Origin of the sequence: Caulobacter sp. SL161 (assembly GCF_026672375.1) — a bacterium.
GTDB lineage: Bacteria > Pseudomonadota > Alphaproteobacteria > Caulobacterales > Caulobacteraceae > Caulobacter.
This window is the reverse complement of record NZ_JAPPRA010000001.1, coordinates 2,380,581-2,395,019: the sequence shown is the minus strand read 5'-3', so window position 1 is coordinate 2,395,019 and position 14,439 is coordinate 2,380,581. Positions and strand designations below refer to the sequence as shown.

15 protein-coding genes are annotated in these 14,439 nt (G+C 67.8%); 7 read left to right on the top strand and 8 right to left on the bottom strand.

All coding sequences use genetic code 11. The features are described 5' to 3' along the window. The first annotated feature begins 129 nt into the window (after positions 1-129). From OVA11_RS11675 to OVA11_RS11655, 5 genes are all read left to right on the top strand, one after another. Positions 130-1,479 (top strand): peptidylprolyl isomerase, encoded by a 1,350-nt coding sequence (locus OVA11_RS11675; protein WP_268067563.1) that lies wholly within the window; start codon positions 130-132, stop codon positions 1,477-1,479. Continuing rightward, positions 1,476-2,477: a 4-hydroxythreonine-4-phosphate dehydrogenase PdxA gene (gene pdxA, locus OVA11_RS11670; protein WP_268067562.1), complete on the top strand. Its 1,002-nt coding sequence runs from the start codon at positions 1,476-1,478 to the stop codon at positions 2,475-2,477. Before OVA11_RS11675 ends, pdxA begins: the two co-directional genes overlap by 4 nt. A 44-nt stretch (positions 2,478-2,521) precedes the next feature. Then, a complete protein-coding gene (rsmA, locus tag OVA11_RS11665) occupies positions 2,522-3,352 on the top strand; it encodes a 16S rRNA (adenine(1518)-N(6)/adenine(1519)-N(6))-dimethyltransferase RsmA (protein ID WP_268067561.1) in 831 nt (276 codons plus the stop codon). 63 nt (positions 3,353-3,415) lie between these two features. Next, the gene (locus OVA11_RS11660) at positions 3,416-3,535 is read left to right on the top strand and encodes a hypothetical protein (protein ID WP_268067560.1); all 120 of its coding nucleotides are present in this window, start codon (positions 3,416-3,418) and stop codon (positions 3,533-3,535) included. Between the two features lie 97 nt (positions 3,536-3,632). Beyond that, positions 3,633-5,285 carry a sensor histidine kinase gene (locus tag OVA11_RS11655; protein WP_268067559.1) on the top strand — a complete coding sequence of 551 codons (1,653 nt, stop codon included), beginning with the start codon at positions 3,633-3,635 and terminating at the stop codon, positions 5,283-5,285. A gap of 106 nt (positions 5,286-5,391) precedes the next feature. On the opposite strand, the gene gmk is transcribed toward OVA11_RS11655, so the two are convergent. The 8 genes from gmk to fabD form a co-directional block, all read right to left on the bottom strand. Continuing rightward, the gene (gene gmk, locus OVA11_RS11650) at positions 5,392-6,033 is read right to left on the bottom strand and encodes a guanylate kinase (RefSeq protein ID WP_268067558.1); all 642 of its coding nucleotides are present in this window, start codon (positions 6,031-6,033) and stop codon (positions 5,392-5,394) included. Beyond that, complete coding sequence (locus OVA11_RS11645; protein WP_268067557.1) at positions 6,026-6,907, bottom strand: YicC/YloC family endoribonuclease; 882 nt, start codon at positions 6,905-6,907, stop codon at positions 6,026-6,028. The genes gmk and OVA11_RS11645 overlap by 8 nt, the downstream gene beginning before the upstream one ends. 3 nt (positions 6,908-6,910) lie before the next feature. Then, positions 6,911-8,011 (bottom strand): endolytic transglycosylase MltG, encoded by a 1,101-nt coding sequence (gene mltG / locus OVA11_RS11640; protein WP_268067556.1) that lies wholly within the window; start codon positions 8,009-8,011, stop codon positions 6,911-6,913. After that, entirely contained in the window at positions 8,008-9,288 is a 1,281-nt protein-coding gene (fabF, locus tag OVA11_RS11635) for a beta-ketoacyl-ACP synthase II (RefSeq protein WP_268067555.1), read from the bottom strand. The genes mltG and fabF overlap by 4 nt, the downstream gene beginning before the upstream one ends. Positions 9,289-9,454: 166 nt before the next feature. Next, positions 9,455-9,691: an acyl carrier protein gene (locus tag OVA11_RS11630; RefSeq protein ID WP_004615098.1), complete on the bottom strand. Its 237-nt coding sequence runs from the start codon at positions 9,689-9,691 to the stop codon at positions 9,455-9,457. A gap of 164 nt (positions 9,692-9,855) precedes the next feature. Beyond that, positions 9,856-10,752: a class I SAM-dependent methyltransferase gene (locus OVA11_RS11625; RefSeq protein WP_268067554.1), complete on the bottom strand. Its 897-nt coding sequence runs from the start codon at positions 10,750-10,752 to the stop codon at positions 9,856-9,858. A gap of 48 nt (positions 10,753-10,800) precedes the next feature. Then, positions 10,801-11,541 carry a 3-oxoacyl-[acyl-carrier-protein] reductase gene (fabG, locus tag OVA11_RS11620; protein ID WP_268067553.1) on the bottom strand — a complete coding sequence of 247 codons (741 nt, stop codon included), beginning with the start codon at positions 11,539-11,541 and terminating at the stop codon, positions 10,801-10,803. An 18-nt stretch (positions 11,542-11,559) separates the two neighbouring features. Continuing rightward, positions 11,560-12,504, bottom strand: coding sequence for an ACP S-malonyltransferase (fabD, locus tag OVA11_RS11615; protein ID WP_268067552.1), 945 nt, complete (start codon positions 12,502-12,504; stop codon positions 11,560-11,562). Positions 12,505-12,673: 169 nt separating this feature from the next. On the opposite strand from fabD, the gene OVA11_RS11610 reads away from it, so the two are divergent. Both OVA11_RS11610 and OVA11_RS11605 read left to right on the top strand, forming a co-directional pair. Beyond that, positions 12,674-13,216, top strand: coding sequence for a peroxiredoxin (locus OVA11_RS11610; protein WP_268067551.1), 543 nt, complete (start codon positions 12,674-12,676; stop codon positions 13,214-13,216). 68 nt (positions 13,217-13,284) lie between these two features. Next, positions 13,285-14,397, top strand: coding sequence for a helix-turn-helix domain-containing protein (locus tag OVA11_RS11605; RefSeq protein WP_268067550.1), 1,113 nt, complete (start codon positions 13,285-13,287; stop codon positions 14,395-14,397). Positions 14,398-14,439 lie beyond the last annotated feature (42 nt).

Sequence of the window (14,439 nt, the reverse complement as noted above, 5' to 3'; positions counted from 1 at the left end):
CTTGCCAAGCGTGACTATCGGAGGCGACGGCCGCAAGGACACGTCGGTCGGACGACCGCCGCCACCGAGACTGTAATAATCGACCGCGCTCCGAAAGGGGCGGCAGGGCCTAGAGGAACGACACTATCCATGCGGTCTGCGCGTAGCGTGACGACTTTCGCGGCCGGCGCCGCGTCCATTCTCGCCTTGACCGTGGCGAGCCTCGGCGCGCCCGCCATGGCCATGCAGCAAGCGGCCTCTGAGGGCGTGGCCCAAGCGCCGTCGGCGCCGGCCGCGCCACAACCGCTGTCGGAAAGCGTGGCGGCGGTCGTCAATGACGACATCATCTCCAGCTACGACCTGATGCAGCGAATGCGCCTGCTGATGGCGACCTCGGGCATGCAGCCCACCCAGGAGAACCTGCCGCAGATCGAGCAGGAAGCCCTGCGCTCGCTGATCGACGAGCGCCTGCAGATGCAGGAGCTCAAGCGGGTCGAGAAGCAGCAGAAGATCACGATCATCTCGACCGACAAGGAAGTCGAAGAACAGATCGGCGACATCGCCCAGTCCAACCGCCTGCAACCCGAACAGCTGAAGCAACAGCTGGTGGCGCAGGGAATCGGCCTCGATACCTGGCGCGCCCAGCTGCGCGCGGAGTCCAGCTGGCAGTCCTGGATCCAGGGGCGCTATGGGTCGCGCCTGCGCATCGGCGAGGACCAGATCAAGGCCTATCAACGCCGCCTGGCGGATGCGGCGGCCAAGCCGCAGTACCAGATCAGCGAGGTCTTCCTCGACGCCGCCCGCGTGGGCGGCATGGAGGTCGCCGTCAATGGCGCGACGCAACTGATCAACCAGATGCAGCAGGGTGCGCCGTTCGCGGCCGTCGCCCGTCAGTTCTCGGGCTCGGCCACCGCCGCCAACGGCGGCGAGGTCGGCTGGGTCAGCCAGGGCGAGATGCCGACCGAGGTCGACGCCGCGCTGGAGCAGCTGCGTCCGGGTCAGCTGTCGCGCCCGATCCAGGTCAAGGACGGCGTCTACATCATCTATCTGCGCGACAAGCGTGCGGGCTCGAAGACCGCGATCGTCGACCTGAAACAGGTCGCCGCGCCGCTGGCGGCTGACGCCACCGAAGCCCAGATCGCCGCCGCCACCAAGCAACTTGTCGACCTGAAGCCCAAGATCACCAGCTGCCAGAGCCTTGAAGCGACGGCGGCCAAGGTCGACGGTCTGGTCGCCGGCGACCTGGGCGAAGCGGAGATCACCGACCTCGCCCCCGCCTTCCAGGAGGCGGCCAACAAGCTCGAAATCGGGCAGATCTCCGACCCGATCCGCACCGACGCGGGCCTGCATCTGATCGCGGTTTGCGGCAAGCGCCAGGGCGGCGCCAACGCGCCGACGGACGACCAGATCGAAAACCGCCTGCGCGGCCAGCAACTGGCCCTGATCGCCAAGCGCTATCTTCGCGACCTGCGCAACCAGGCGACCATCGAAACCCGGTGACGTCGCGCCCCCTCGCCATCAGCGCCGGCGATCCGGCCGGCGTCGGCGCGGAGATCATCGCCAAGGCTTGGCGTGCGCTACGGCAGGACGGCCCCACCTTCGTCGTGATCGGCGACGCACAGCTTCTGGCCTCGGCCGGCGGCGGCGTGAAGGTGCGCGCCGTCACCCGGCCGCAGGAAGCCGCCCAGGTTTTCCCTGACGCGCTCCCTGTCCTCGACATTCCCGTGCTTTCGCCGGTTGTCTCCGGCCGCCCTTCCCCGAGCCACGCGCCCCAGATCATCCGCTGGATCGAGACAGGGGTCGGGCTGGCGTTGTCGGGCGCCGTCAGCGGCCTGATCACCGCGCCGATCGCCAAGGCCCCGCTTTACGAGGCCGGTTTCCAGTTCCCCGGCCATACCGAGTTCCTGGCCGAACTGACGGCGGCGGCCAGCATGGTGGGCGCAAGGGGCCCGGTGATGATGCTGGCGGCGGGTGACCTGCGCGCCACGCTCGTGACCATCCACACCGCGCTGGCCAAGGCGCCGTCGGCGCTGACGACCGAGGCCATCATCAACAGTGGGCTTGTCACCGCCCAGGCCCTCCGCAAGGACTTCGGCATCGCCGAGCCGCGCCTGGCCGTAGCGGCGCTGAACCCGCACGCCGGCGAAGGCGGCGCCCTGGGACGCGAGGAAATCGACATCATCGCGCCGGCGGTCGAAGCGCTTCGCGCGCTGGGCGTGCAGGCGTCCGGCCCCTCGCCCGCCGACACCCTGTTCCATCCTGAGGCCCGGGCGCGCTACGACGGGGTGCTGTGCATGTACCACGACCAGGCGCTGATCCCGGTGAAGATGCTGGACTTCTGGGGCGGCGTGAACATCACCCTGGGCCTGCCCATCGTGCGGACCTCGCCTGACCACGGCACCGGCTTCGACATCGCTGGACGCGGGATCGCCCGGGCCGATAGCCTGATCGCCGCCATCCAGCTGGCGGCCAAGATCGCCGCCCGTCGCGGCGTTTAGAACGGCCTGCCTATCCGTCGGATAGACAGGTGGAGAGACACAAGATGAGCCTGGCCGATCTGCCGCCCCTGCGCGAGGCCCTGGAACGCCACGACCTGATGGCGCGCAAGAGCTTTGGCCAGCACTTCCTGCTGGACCTGAACGTCACCCGCAAGATCGCGCGCCTGGCTCAGGTTGGCGAGGGCGACACCGTCGTCGAGGTCGGCCCCGGTCCCGGAGGCCTGACCCGCGCCTTGCTCGAGACCGGCGCGCGTGTGGTGGCGATCGAGAAGGACAGCCGCTTCCTGCCGCTCCTGGCCGAAGTGGCCGAAGTGGCCGAGGGGCGTCTAGAACTCGTGGAAGGCGACGCCCTCAAGGTCGACGCCGCCCAGGCTGCCGGCGGGCCGGCGCACGTGGTCTCCAACCTGCCCTACAACGTCGGCACCCAGCTGCTGATCAACTGGCTGACAGGCCCGTTCCGCCCTTTGTCGATGACCCTGATGTTCCAGAAGGAAGTCGCCGACCGGATCGTCGCGCAACCGGGCGACGACGCCTACGGACGCCTGGCCGTCATCGCCCAGACGCTGTGCGAGGCCAGGACCGTGATGGACCTGCCGGCCAAGGCCTTCACGCCGCCGCCCAAGGTGGCCTCGGCCGTCGTCCGCCTCGTTCCCAAGGCTGAACCGCCGCCCGCCGAGGTGGTCGCGGCGCTGGAGCGTGTGACCGCCGCCGCGTTCGGCCAACGGCGCAAGATGCTGCGATCCAGCCTCAAGGCGCTGGGCGGGGCCGATCTTTGCGAGCGCGCCGGCGTCAGCCCGGACGCCCGGGCCGAGGTGATCGACCTTGCGGGCTTCCTAGATCTGGCAAGGGCGACGCTGGGCGGCGTGGACCAGTAGCGCCTTTCAGCTTCGGTTCATCCACGGCGCCGCTTGATGGTCCCGTAAGCCGAGGAGAGCGCCGTGGCCATCCGCCTGATCCTGATCTGCACCCTGCTGTCGCTGGCCGCGCTGTCGGTGTTGGTGGACGGTCATCGCGCCGCTCCCATCACGGCGCGGGCGCCTGTCATGACGGCGGGCTAAACCCGAAGCGTCAGCCGAGCGGGCGGCGACAGCTGTGGCCTATTGACGCAGCGCCCTCCGCCCTCCAGCTTCGCGCGGTTTTTTGAGCGGGGCGGATGTGACCACCAACAGCGCGACAAGAGCGCCTTCGACGGTCACGCGGCGTCTGTTGTTCATGGCGCTGACCCTCGCCGCCCCTGCCATCCTGCTGATGGCCGCTCTGGTGGCCGTGCAGTACACCGAAGGGCAACGGCGCTTCGCCGCCCAGTTGGTGACCACAACCCGCGCCTTGTCCCTGGCCACGGACCGCCAGATCGGTCAGGGCCAGAGCGTGCTGCAGGGCTTGGCCGTGTCCCCCGCCTTGTCGCAGGGCGATCTGGCCACCTTCGAGAAGCAGGCGCGAGAAGCCGTCGACGGCCGCGACGGCTGGATCGTGCTGATGGACAAAGACCGGCAGTGGATCAACACCCGCATGCCGGCCGGCGCGCCGCCGCCCAATGCGCCCCCCAGCGAACAGAGCTGGCGCGAGATGACCACGGGCAAGTCCAACGTCAGCAATCTGATCCCGCGCCCCAATGCGGGTCCCATCATCGGCGTCAACATGCCGGTGCTGGTGGATGGACAGATCTTCGTGCTGGCCTACATGCAGCACCCGGCGGTGTTTCATGCCCTGATGACCGGCCAGGGCCTGCCCGAGACCTGGACCGCCAGCATCGTCGACCGCAACGCCGCCCTCCTGGCGAGGTCGCACGACCAGGAGAAGATGCTGGGTCGCCATGCCAGCCTCGACATGCAAAGAGCCATGGCCCTGGCGCAGGACGGCGTCGTCGACACCCATACGCTCGACGGCGTCCAGACGCTGTCAGCGTTCAGCCGCTCCCCGACCTATGGCTGGACCTTCATTGTGGGCGTGCCGCACGATGAACTGAACCGGACCATCCTTGGGTCACTTGGCCCTGCCCTGTTGGGGTCGGCGCTGATGATCGCCCTGGGCGTCATGGCCGCTCTGGCGTTTGCGCGTCCCATCTCGCGCGACGTACGCGGTCTCGTCGCCGAGGCCGAGGCCCTGGCGGCGGGCGCGCCCCTGGCCCCGGCGCCTTCCGCCCTGCAAGAGATCGCCGAGGTCCGCGGTTCGCTTCGCGCCGCGGCGGAGATCCTGCATCACCGCGAAGAAGAGGCCCGCGCGGCCGCCGAGCGTCAGCAGTTGATGATCAACGAGCTGAACCATCGGGTGAAGAACACCCTGGTAGTGGTTCAATCCTTGGCCCGGCACAGCCTCAAGGGAGGCGGCGAGCTTGGTCTGGCCCAGTTCAACGAGCGCCTGCTGGCCCTGGCCGGCGCGCACGATCTGCTCACGCGCCGCAGCTGGGAAGGCGCGGACCTTGGCGAACTGGTCGCCGAAGCGCTGCAGCCCTATGCGACCCAGGTGAGCATCGAAGGACCCGCAACGCCGCTGGCCCCGAACGCCGCCGTGGCCTTGGCCATGATCCTGCATGAACTGGCCACGAACGCCTCCAAGTATGGCGCGCTGTCCACCGACGCCGGCCGGATCCAGGTCTCCTGGACCATGGAAAGCCGCACCCGTCTGCGCCTGATCTGGCGCGAGCGGGGCGGCCCGCCGGTCAAGCCGCCGTCCCGACGCGGCTTTGGCTCGCGCCTGATCTCATCGAGCCTGAGAGGCGATCTCTCCGGCGCCTCGGAGTTCGACTACGCGCCCGAAGGTCTGACCTGCGTCTTCAGGCTACAGACGCCGCCGCGATCCTTGTATTGAAGCGCACACATGTCGCCAACGCGCCCGGCGGGGCGCGGACCGCCCTTGTCCAGGACGGCCTGCGCGACGGAAACCGATGCGTCGGCCGGCAGGCTCGTCGCCCGCCCTAGATCTCTTCCTTCAGAAGATTACTGACCAGATCGCCGATCCACGGGTTGCGCGCCCGCTTCAGCCGTTCGGCGTGGTAGATGTGGGCCAGATCAGCATAGGCCCGGTCGAAATCGTCATTGAGGATGACGTAGTCGAACTGCTCCCAGGCCGCGACCTCGTCCTTGGCCCGCGACAGACGGCGGTGGATGACCTCTTCGCTATCCTGGCTGCGGGTGTGCAGACGACGGCTCATCTCGGCCAGCGACGGCGGCAGGATATAGACCAGCACGCTGTCAGCGCCGGCCTGCTTGTGCACCTTCATCGCGCCTTGAAAGTCGATGTCGAACAGCACGCTTTCGCCGCGGCTCAGCGCATCCATGATCGGCGCCTTGGGGCTGCCGTAGAAGTTTCCGTAGACCTCGGCCCATTCCAGGAACGCGTCCTCGGCCAGCATGCCCTGGAACTTGTCGCGCGAGACGAAGTGATAGTCCCTGCCATCGTGCTCGCCAGGACGCGGATCGCGCGTGGTCGCGCTGATCGACAGATGCAGGTCGCCATGATCGGAGACGAGGCGGCGGGTCAGCGACGTCTTGCCGACACCCGACGGGGCGACGACCATCAGCAGCAGACCACGATGGGGATAATGGGATTTATTCAACGTTCTGAACCTGCTCGCGGAACTGTTCGATGACGGCCTTCAGCTCCAGACCGATCGCGGTCAGGCTGGTCAGGGCCGATTTCGAGCAGAGGGTGTTGGATTCGCGCATGAATTCCTGGGAGAGGAAGTCGAGCCGCCGACCCGAAGCGCCCTCGCCCGACAGCAGACCGCGCGCGGCCACCACGTGGCTGGCCAGGCGGTCCAGTTCCTCGCGCACATCGGCCTTCACCGCCTGGGCGGCGGCTTCCTGAACGATGCGATCCTCGCTGGCGGCCTCGCCGACCAGTTCGGTCATGCGTCGGGCGAAGCGCTCCTTAATCACCGCTGGCTGGCCGGCGGCTTCAGCCTCGGCCTGGGCGGTCAGTTGCTCGATCCGGGCGACCAGGCCGCTCAGGATCGGATCCAGCGCCGCCCCCTCTTCCAGGCGCGCCGTCTTCAGGCCGTCCAGGGCCTGAGCGATTGTAGCGGCCATGGCGGCCTCGACCGCCGCGCGCGTCTCGGCGTCGTCTTCATCCTCGCGGGCCTCGATCACGCCCTTGAGCGCCAGCAGACCATCCAGACTCGGCTTGGCGATCATGCCGGTGGCCACGTACGGACCGCCCGCGGTCAGGTAGCGCTCAAGGACCTGGACATTCACCCGGGTCTCGCCAGAGACCTCCGCCCGCTTGGCCTGGACGTTGACGGTCAGCTGGCCGCGCTGGAACCGCGCTTGCGCCCCGTCACGCGCGGCGCGCTCCAGGCCTTCGAAGCCCGGCGGGCCGCGAAAGCGGGTCTCAAGGTTGCGGCCATTGACGCTGCGGGCCTCTACCGCCCACGACCAGGCGCCGTGCGCGCCTTCCACACGCGCGAACCCTGTCATACCCGACAGTGGCATGCCTCAGCCCCCGGCCAGCGGCGCAGCGGCCGGCTTGGCCGGCGCCTTGCCGGCGCGTTCACGCTCGATCTGACGCCACTTGGCGACATTGGCGTTGTGCTCTTCCAGCGTCCGGGCGAACACGTGCCCGCCGGTGCCGTCGGCCACGAAGTACAGATCTTCGCTCTTGGGCGGGTTCATCACCGCCGCCAGGGCCGCGCGGCCGGGATTGGCGATCGGCGTCGGCGGCAGGCCGTCGATCAGATAGGTGTTGTAGGGCGTCAGGCGGCGCAGTTCCGACAGGAAGATGCCGCGCCCCAGCGGGCGTCCCCGCGAGATGCCGTAGATGATGGTCGGGTCGGAGCCCAGGCGCATACCGGTCCGCAGGCGGTTGACGAACACGGCGGCGACGCGCGGCCGCTCCTCAGCCAGGCCCGTCTCCTTTTCCACGATCGAGGCCAGAATGACGGCCTCTTCCTTGGTCGAAAAGGGCAGGCTCGACGCACGATCGGCCCACAGGGCGTTCAGCACCGCATCGCGATCGTCCATCATGCGCTGCAGGACGGCCGCGCGATCCTCGCCGCGTTGCACTTCGTAGGTCTCAGGCAGGATCGCGCCTTCAGGCGGCGTGGCGGCGCTCCCCGTCAGCACCGCAGACTTGTTGAGGATGTCCATGACCATGTCCGAGGTCAGGCCCTCGGGGATGGTGATCCAGTGACGGACAATCCGGCCGCGGCGAACCGCGTCCAGCACCTGGGCCATCGAAGCGCGACTGTTGAACTCGTACTCGCCGGCCTTCAGCGTCCGCGCCGCGCCGGTGACCTTGGCGGCGGTCATGAAGATCGACGCTGAGCGGATCACGCCGCCGCGCTCCAGGCTGGAGGCGATTTCGGGCAGGCTGGCGCCCTTGCGCAGGACAACGGTAGTCTTGTCGCCACCCTTGGCCGCAGGGCCCGGACCGTTATAGACCCAGGCCGCGCCCAACAGGGCGACCATGCCGACCACGACCAGCGTGGCGGCGGCCCCGAGCAGGGCCCTCATCATGCGACGGCCGGCGGTGGCCGTCTCACGGCGGGAGCCCGCCCCCTTGGGAGCGCGGGCGCGAGGGGGCGACGTCTTGCTCACGAGACCTTCTTGAACACGACAGAGGCGTTGGTGCCGCCGAAGCCGAAGCTGTTGGACACAGCCACATCGATCTTCATCGGCACGGCCTTGTGCGGGGCGAGATTCATCGCGACCTCGACATCGGGATTGTCGAGATTGATGGTCGGCGGGGCGATCTGGTCACGGATGGCCAGGATCGAGAACGCCGCCTCGATCGCGCCGGCCGCGCCCAGGAGGTGGCCCGTCATCGACTTGGTCGAGGACATGACAACATTGGCCGCGTGGTTGCCCAGGAACTTCTCCACAGCCTTGGCCTCGATGCCGTCGGCCATGGTCGAGGTGCCGTGGGCGTTCACATAGTCGATATCCGAAGGCTGCAGGCCCGCGTCACGAACGGCTGCGGCCAGGGCGCGCGCGCCGCCCTCGCCGTCTTCCGACGGGGCGGTGATGTGGTAGGCGTCGCCCGACAGGCCATAGCCTGCGACTTCGGCATAGATCTTGGCGCCGCGGGCCTTGGCGTGTTCGTACTCTTCCAGCACCAGCACCCCGGCGCCCTCGCCCATCACGAAGCCGTCGCGGTCCTTGTCATAGGGACGCGAGGCCTTTTCGGGCGTGTCGTTGAACGCGGTGGCCACCGCGCGGCAGGCCTGGAAACCGGCGATGCCGACCTTGCAGACGGCCGCTTCGGCGCCGCCGGCGATCATCACGTCGGCGTCGCCATACTTGATCAGGCGCGCGGCGTCGCCGATCGCATGGGCGCCCGTGGCGCAGGCCGTCACGACCGCGTGGTTCGGACCCTTGAAGCCGTACTTGATCGAGACCTGGCCCGAGATGAGGTTGATCAGGGCCGAGGAAATAAAGAACGGGCTGACGCGGCGCGGGCCCTTGGCCTCAAGCTCCAGCGCCGTGTCGGCGATGGTCGACAGACCGCCGATGCCCGAGCCGAGGATGACGCCCGTGCGCCACTTGTCCTCGTCGGTTTCCGGAACCCAGCCCGAATCCTTGATGGCCTCATCGGCGGCGGCGACGCCGTACAGGATGAAGTCATCGACGCGCTTCTGATCGCGCGGGCTCATGGTCTGGTCAGGGTCGAACGCGCCTTCGACGTCCGGGCCGCCGCCGCCACGACCATCGACGCGCGGCACCTCGCAGGCGACCTGGCACGAATAGTCGGTGGGGTCGAACGCGCTGATGCGGTTCGCGCCGGACTTGCCGGCGAGGATGTTCTTCCAGGTGATGTCGACACCCTGGCCGAGCGGGGTCAGCAGGCCGATACCCGTGACGACGACTCTACGCATGGCTCACTCCCAACCTTCGATGCGGGACGCCGGATGTGGGAAAGACCCCCACTCCGCGCCACCGCGAATCTTGGCCTCAAACGAAAACCGCCGCGCGCACGATGGCAAGAGCCCGTGCGGCGCGGCGGAAATACTCCGGTTCGCGAACAATGCGAACCCGAAGACCTTAGGCGGTCTTTTCCGTGATGAACTTCACGGCGTCGCCGACCGTTTGGATGTGCTCGGCGGCGTCGTCCGGGATTTCGATGTCGAACTCTTCTTCGAACGCCATCACCAGCTCAACGTTGTCGAGGCTGTCGGCGCCCAGGTCGTCGATGAAGGAAGCCTTCTCGGTGACCTTCTCGGGATCGGCATCCAGGTGCTCGATGACGATCTTACGCACGCGCTCGAGAATGTCGGACATTCTGTTCAGTCCCTCTTGATCAAATTCAGAAGCCGCAGTCCCCCTCCCAGAGAGATCACCACGGCTCGTCGGGCCACCGCCTATCACGTTCTTTTTCGGGTGACCAGCGGCGCCGGTCTCCCGCGAACCGCTCTGGCGGCGGGCGGCTTCAACGGTTGAGACGATCAGACTCGTTGAAACACGTGGTTGATGTATTCACCATCTCGCTCGCTGTCGACAACCCTGAAACCGGTGCGTTCCGCCAAAATATTCGACGATCTGCCGAGCAGAAAAACGGAATGAAATCGGGTGAAGGCAAAGCAGTAGTCATAGCAAGGCGACGCGTGCGCCATCTTGCCGCCCGGCTTCAACAACGCATGGAAGGCCTCGAACTGCGCGACGGGGTCCCGAAAATGCTCGATGACGTTGTTTGAGAAAATCCCGTCGAACCCGCCGGATGCCCCATCCCAGACCTGGGCTCCGCTCTCGGCGATGGCGCCGGCGGCGTTCGGCTCATGGGCGACAATGTCCCACCCTTCGCCCTTGAGTGTCTCCAGGGTGCGATTCCAGCCCCCGCCCGCACCCCAGTCCAGATACCGGCCGCCCGGTTCGGCCTTTAGCGACCGAAAGGCGCGCAGTTCGTTCGCCGTGGTGTCGCCCTCGGCATAACGAGAATAGAGGACCTGATAGTCCTTGCCGACGAAGGCCTCAGCGAGATCCAGGTACTTCTGCGGGCCGAAAACGCAGTCGCAGCCCGGGCAGACATAGCGTTCGAGGCGGCCGCCGCCGAAATAGCAGCGGTCCTCGCGAATCTCGAAGCCATTGCGGCCGTCCGTATGCCCGCAGACGATGCAGGTCAGGGGGCGCTGCGCCAGGATCGGCTCATAGGCCACATCCAGCGCGCTCCAGAACGCTTCGGTGAAGTAGCGCTCGGTGAGGGCGACCTGCGCCTCCAGCTTGTCGAGGCGAGCCCTCAGGGCGTTCGCCTCGGCCCGAGCGGCGGCTTCGCGCGCGGCGCTCTCCGCCAGATCGGTCGCCTGGGATACGCCCAGTCGTCCCAACCAGGACAATCCAGCCACCATGACGATACCCTCTCAAAGCCTCGCCAAAGCGGCTGGAACTCAAAGTCCTTAGATCATCGCCATGCCGCCGTTGACGTGCAAGGTCTGACCTGTGACGTAACCGGCTTGGTCGCTGGCCAAATAGACACAGGCGGCGGCGATATCCGCCCCCTCGCCCAGCTTGCCGGCGGGAATCGTCGAAAGGATGCCGGCCTTCTGCTGCTCGTTCAGCGCGTCAGTCATCGGGCTGGCGATGAAGCCGGGCGCCACGCAGTTGACGGTCACGCCCCGGCTGGCCAGTTCCTGGGCCAGGGCCTTGGAGAAGCCGATCATGCCGGCCTTGGAGGCGGCGTAGTTGGTCTGGCCCGGATTGCCGGTGACCCCGACCACCGAGGTGATGCCGATGATCCGGCCGGCGCGGCGCTTCATCATGCCTTTGGCCGCAGCGCGCGACAGGCGGAAATAGCCTTCCAGGTTCACCTTGATCACGGTGTCCCAGTCCTCGTCCTTCATGCGGACGATCAGGCCGTCGCGGGTGACGCCGGCGTTGGCGATCACGATGTCCAGCGGCGCGCCAGCGGCTTCCTCGGCCTTGGCCACCAGGCCATCGACCTGTTCGGCGTCGGACAGGTTGGCGACGACGGTCGAGGCGCGCTCGCCCAGTTCCGCCTTCAGCTCAGCCAGGGCCGATTCCCGCGTGCCCGAGAGCACGACATGCGCGCCCTGGGCGTGCAGGGCGCGGGCGATGGCGCCGCCGATGCCGCCCGTGGCGCCGGTGACGAGCGCGGTCTTGCCGTTGAGATCAAACATGCTCGGACTTCCTTGGGCTTAGAGCGACTTGGCGAACGCTTCGAGGTCCGCCGGCGTGTTGAGGGGAACGGCTTCGGCGTCGGGGGCGATGCGCTTGGCCATGCCCGACAGCACCTTGCCGGCGCCGGCCTCGGCAAAGCGCGTGACGCCGCCTTCGGTCGCCATCCAGGTCATGCTTTCGCGCCAACGGACGCGACCGGTGACCTGCTCGACCAGCAGCTTGCGGATCATGTCGGGATCATGGATCGGCGCGGCGGTGACATTGGCCACCAGCGGCGCGCGCGGCGCCACGATCGTCGCCGCAGCCAGGGCGGTCGCCATCTCGTCGGCGGCCGGCTGCATCAGCGGGCAGTGGAAGGGCGCCGAGACGTTCAGCGGAATGGCCCGCGCGCCCAGCTCCTTGGCCTTCTCGATGGCCTTGTCGACGGCGGCCTTGGCGCCCGAGATCACGACATTGCCGTTGTTGTTGTCGTTGGCCACGACGCAGACGCCGACGTCCGAGCCCGCGGCGGCGGCGGCTTCGGCCAGGGCCAGGTCGGTCTTGGGACCGATCAGCGAGGCCATAGCGCCCTCGCCTACCGGCACGGCGCGCTGCATGGCCTGGCCACGCAGCTTCAAGAGGCGCGCAGTGTCCGACAGGCTGATGGCGCCGGCGGCGGCCAGGGCCGAGTACTCACCCAGCGAGTGGCCGGCGACGAAGGCGGCCTTGTCGATGCCGACGCCGAATTCCTTCTCCAGCGTGCGCGTCACCGCCAGGCTGACGGCCATCAGGGCCGGCTGTGCGTTCTCGGTCAGAGTCAGGTCGCCTTCCGGGCCTTCCTTCATCAGCGCGAAAAGCTTCTGGCCCAGGGCGTCATCGACTTCCTGGAACACTTCGCGCGCGGCGGCGAAGGCCTCGGCGAGATCGGAGCCCATGCCGACCGACTGGCTGCCCTGACCCGGGAAAATGAAGGCGATGCTCATCGAAGCCCGCTCCGTTTCTAAAGAGATTCAAGGCCGGGAGGGTTAGGGTAAAGCCGGCGGGCGGGCAAGTGCGACGCGGCGTGGCGAGCAAGGCTTGCAATCACCGCGGCCACGTCCAAAGTGCCGGTGCGTCCGTAAAAGAGGCGCCCACGCATTTTGGAGTCGCGCCATGAAATCCGTTCTCGCCGGCGTCGCCGCAGCCGCCCTGGCCTTCGCCGTCGCCTCCCCCGCCCTGGCCGCCCTGAAGGCCGGCGACAAGGCCCCCGACTTCAGCGCCAAGGGCGCTCTGGCCGGCAAGGATTTCGACTTCCACCTGGCCAAGGCGCTGAAGAAGGGCCCGGTGGTGCTTTACTTCTTCCCGGCCGCCTACACCGCCGGCTGCACCGCCGAGGCGCGCGAGTTCGCCGAGGCGACTCCGGAGTTCGAAAAGCTGGGCGCCACGGTGATCGGCGTCACGGCCGGCAATGTCGACCGCCTGAAAGACTTTTCCAAGGAGCACTGCCGCGACAAGTTCGCGGTCGCCGCCGCAGACAAGGCGCTGATCGCGGCCTATGACGTGGCCCTGGCGGTGAAGCCCGACTGGTCGAACCGCACCTCTTATGTGATCGCGCCCAACGGCAAGATCCTGCTCAGCCACACCGACGGCAACTTCATGGGCCACGTGACCCAGACCATGGGCGCGGTGAAGGCCTACAAGGCCGCCAAGAAGTAACGAGCGTTTTTGGATTCCGACCAGCCGCGCGGGTTGAAGCTCGCGCGCGCTGGCGGTCATGATCGGTCATGACCGATCTCGTGCAAATCGAACTCGCCGTTCGCGGCCTCGCCGTCGGAGCGTTCGCGGCCACCGGCGTGTCGCTGGCCGCCAGCCGGAAAATGACCCCGGTTCGATGGCTGGGCGTCCTGCTGATGGCCTGCGCGATCTCCCACGTCATCGACAGCCACTTCTTCTACGCCGAGGGGCGCCATTTCAGCATTCTGACCTGGGCGCTGTCGGCCTGGACCGCCGCCGTTTTCTGGCTGTTCTGTTCGGTCCTGTTCGAGGACGAGCCGAAGATCCCGACTTGGCGCTTCGTCGTGCCGGCGTTCGTGATCGTTCAGTGGGCGGCTGGCGCGTTCCTGCCGCCTTCGCCGGTGCGGGCGGTCGTCTGGTGGAGCTTCGCCGCCATCTCGGTCGCATTGCATTGTCATATCCTGCTGATGGCCTGGCGGGGCTGGAGGATCGACCTCGTCGAGCGTCGCCGCCACCTTCGCGCGCCGATCGCCGCAGCGGCCACGGGCTACATGTTTGTGCAAACGCTCTGTGACCTCGGCTTCGGTCGAGGCTCCGTGCTGCCCAGCCTGGCCCAGGCGCTCGGGCTGGCCGCGCTCGGAGTCGGCTCGGCTCTGGCGCTGCTGCGCGCCGAACCGGTGCTGGTCCAGGCCTTGCCGACGGCCGGCGAAGCCCCCTCCCCGAAAGCCGCCGAAGCCCTCGACCTCACCCCCGCCGACCGTCTGGTCCTGGCGCGCCTCGACAAGGCGATGAACGAGAATGAGGTCTGGCGCGGCGAGGACCTGTCGATCGGAACCCTGGCCGCCCTGGTCGGCGCGCCCGAACACCGGCTGCGCAAGCTGATCAACGGCACGCTGGGGCACCGCAACTTCGCCGACTACGTCAACGGCCGGCGGATCGCCGCGGCCAAGGTCGCGCTGGCCGATCCCGAACAGGCGCTCAAGTCGGTGTCGACCATCGCCTATGAGCTGGGCTTTGCGTCCCTGGGTCCGTTCAACCGGGCCTTCCGCGCCGCGACGGGCGTGACCCCCACCGCCTGGCGCCTGGAAGCGACACCCGTCTATGCGCCTCTGCGGCTGGTCGAAACCGGGGAAGGCGCGTCGAAAAGCGACAAGCGGGCCTGATTTCAACATCGGCGCGACGGCTCAAGATCCCCAGGCTTCCCT

Excerpts from the sequence above, each read along its gene's own strand:
- OVA11_RS11605 (WP_268067550.1), top strand. The coding sequence starts at position 13,285 with ATGACCGATCTCGTGCAAATCGAACTCGCCGTTCGCGGCCTCGCCGTC.
- OVA11_RS11630 (WP_004615098.1), bottom strand. The coding sequence starts at position 9,691 with ATGTCCGACATTCTCGAGCGCGTGCGTAAGATCGTCATCGAGCACCTG.
- fabG (WP_268067553.1), bottom strand. The coding sequence starts at position 11,541 with ATGTTTGATCTCAACGGCAAGACCGCGCTCGTCACCGGCGCCACGGGC.
- fabD (WP_268067552.1), bottom strand. The coding sequence starts at position 12,504 with ATGAGCATCGCCTTCATTTTCCCGGGTCAGGGCAGCCAGTCGGTCGGC.
- OVA11_RS11645 (WP_268067557.1), bottom strand. The coding sequence starts at position 6,907 with ATGCCACTGTCGGGTATGACAGGGTTCGCGCGTGTGGAAGGCGCGCAC.
- OVA11_RS11675 (WP_268067563.1), top strand. The coding sequence starts at position 130 with ATGCGGTCTGCGCGTAGCGTGACGACTTTCGCGGCCGGCGCCGCGTCC.
- rsmA (WP_268067561.1), top strand. The coding sequence starts at position 2,522 with ATGAGCCTGGCCGATCTGCCGCCCCTGCGCGAGGCCCTGGAACGCCAC.
- fabF (WP_268067555.1), bottom strand. The coding sequence starts at position 9,288 with ATGCGTAGAGTCGTCGTCACGGGTATCGGCCTGCTGACCCCGCTCGGC.
- OVA11_RS11625 (WP_268067554.1), bottom strand. The coding sequence starts at position 10,752 with ATGGTGGCTGGATTGTCCTGGTTGGGACGACTGGGCGTATCCCAGGCG.
- OVA11_RS11610 (WP_268067551.1), top strand. The coding sequence starts at position 12,674 with ATGAAATCCGTTCTCGCCGGCGTCGCCGCAGCCGCCCTGGCCTTCGCC.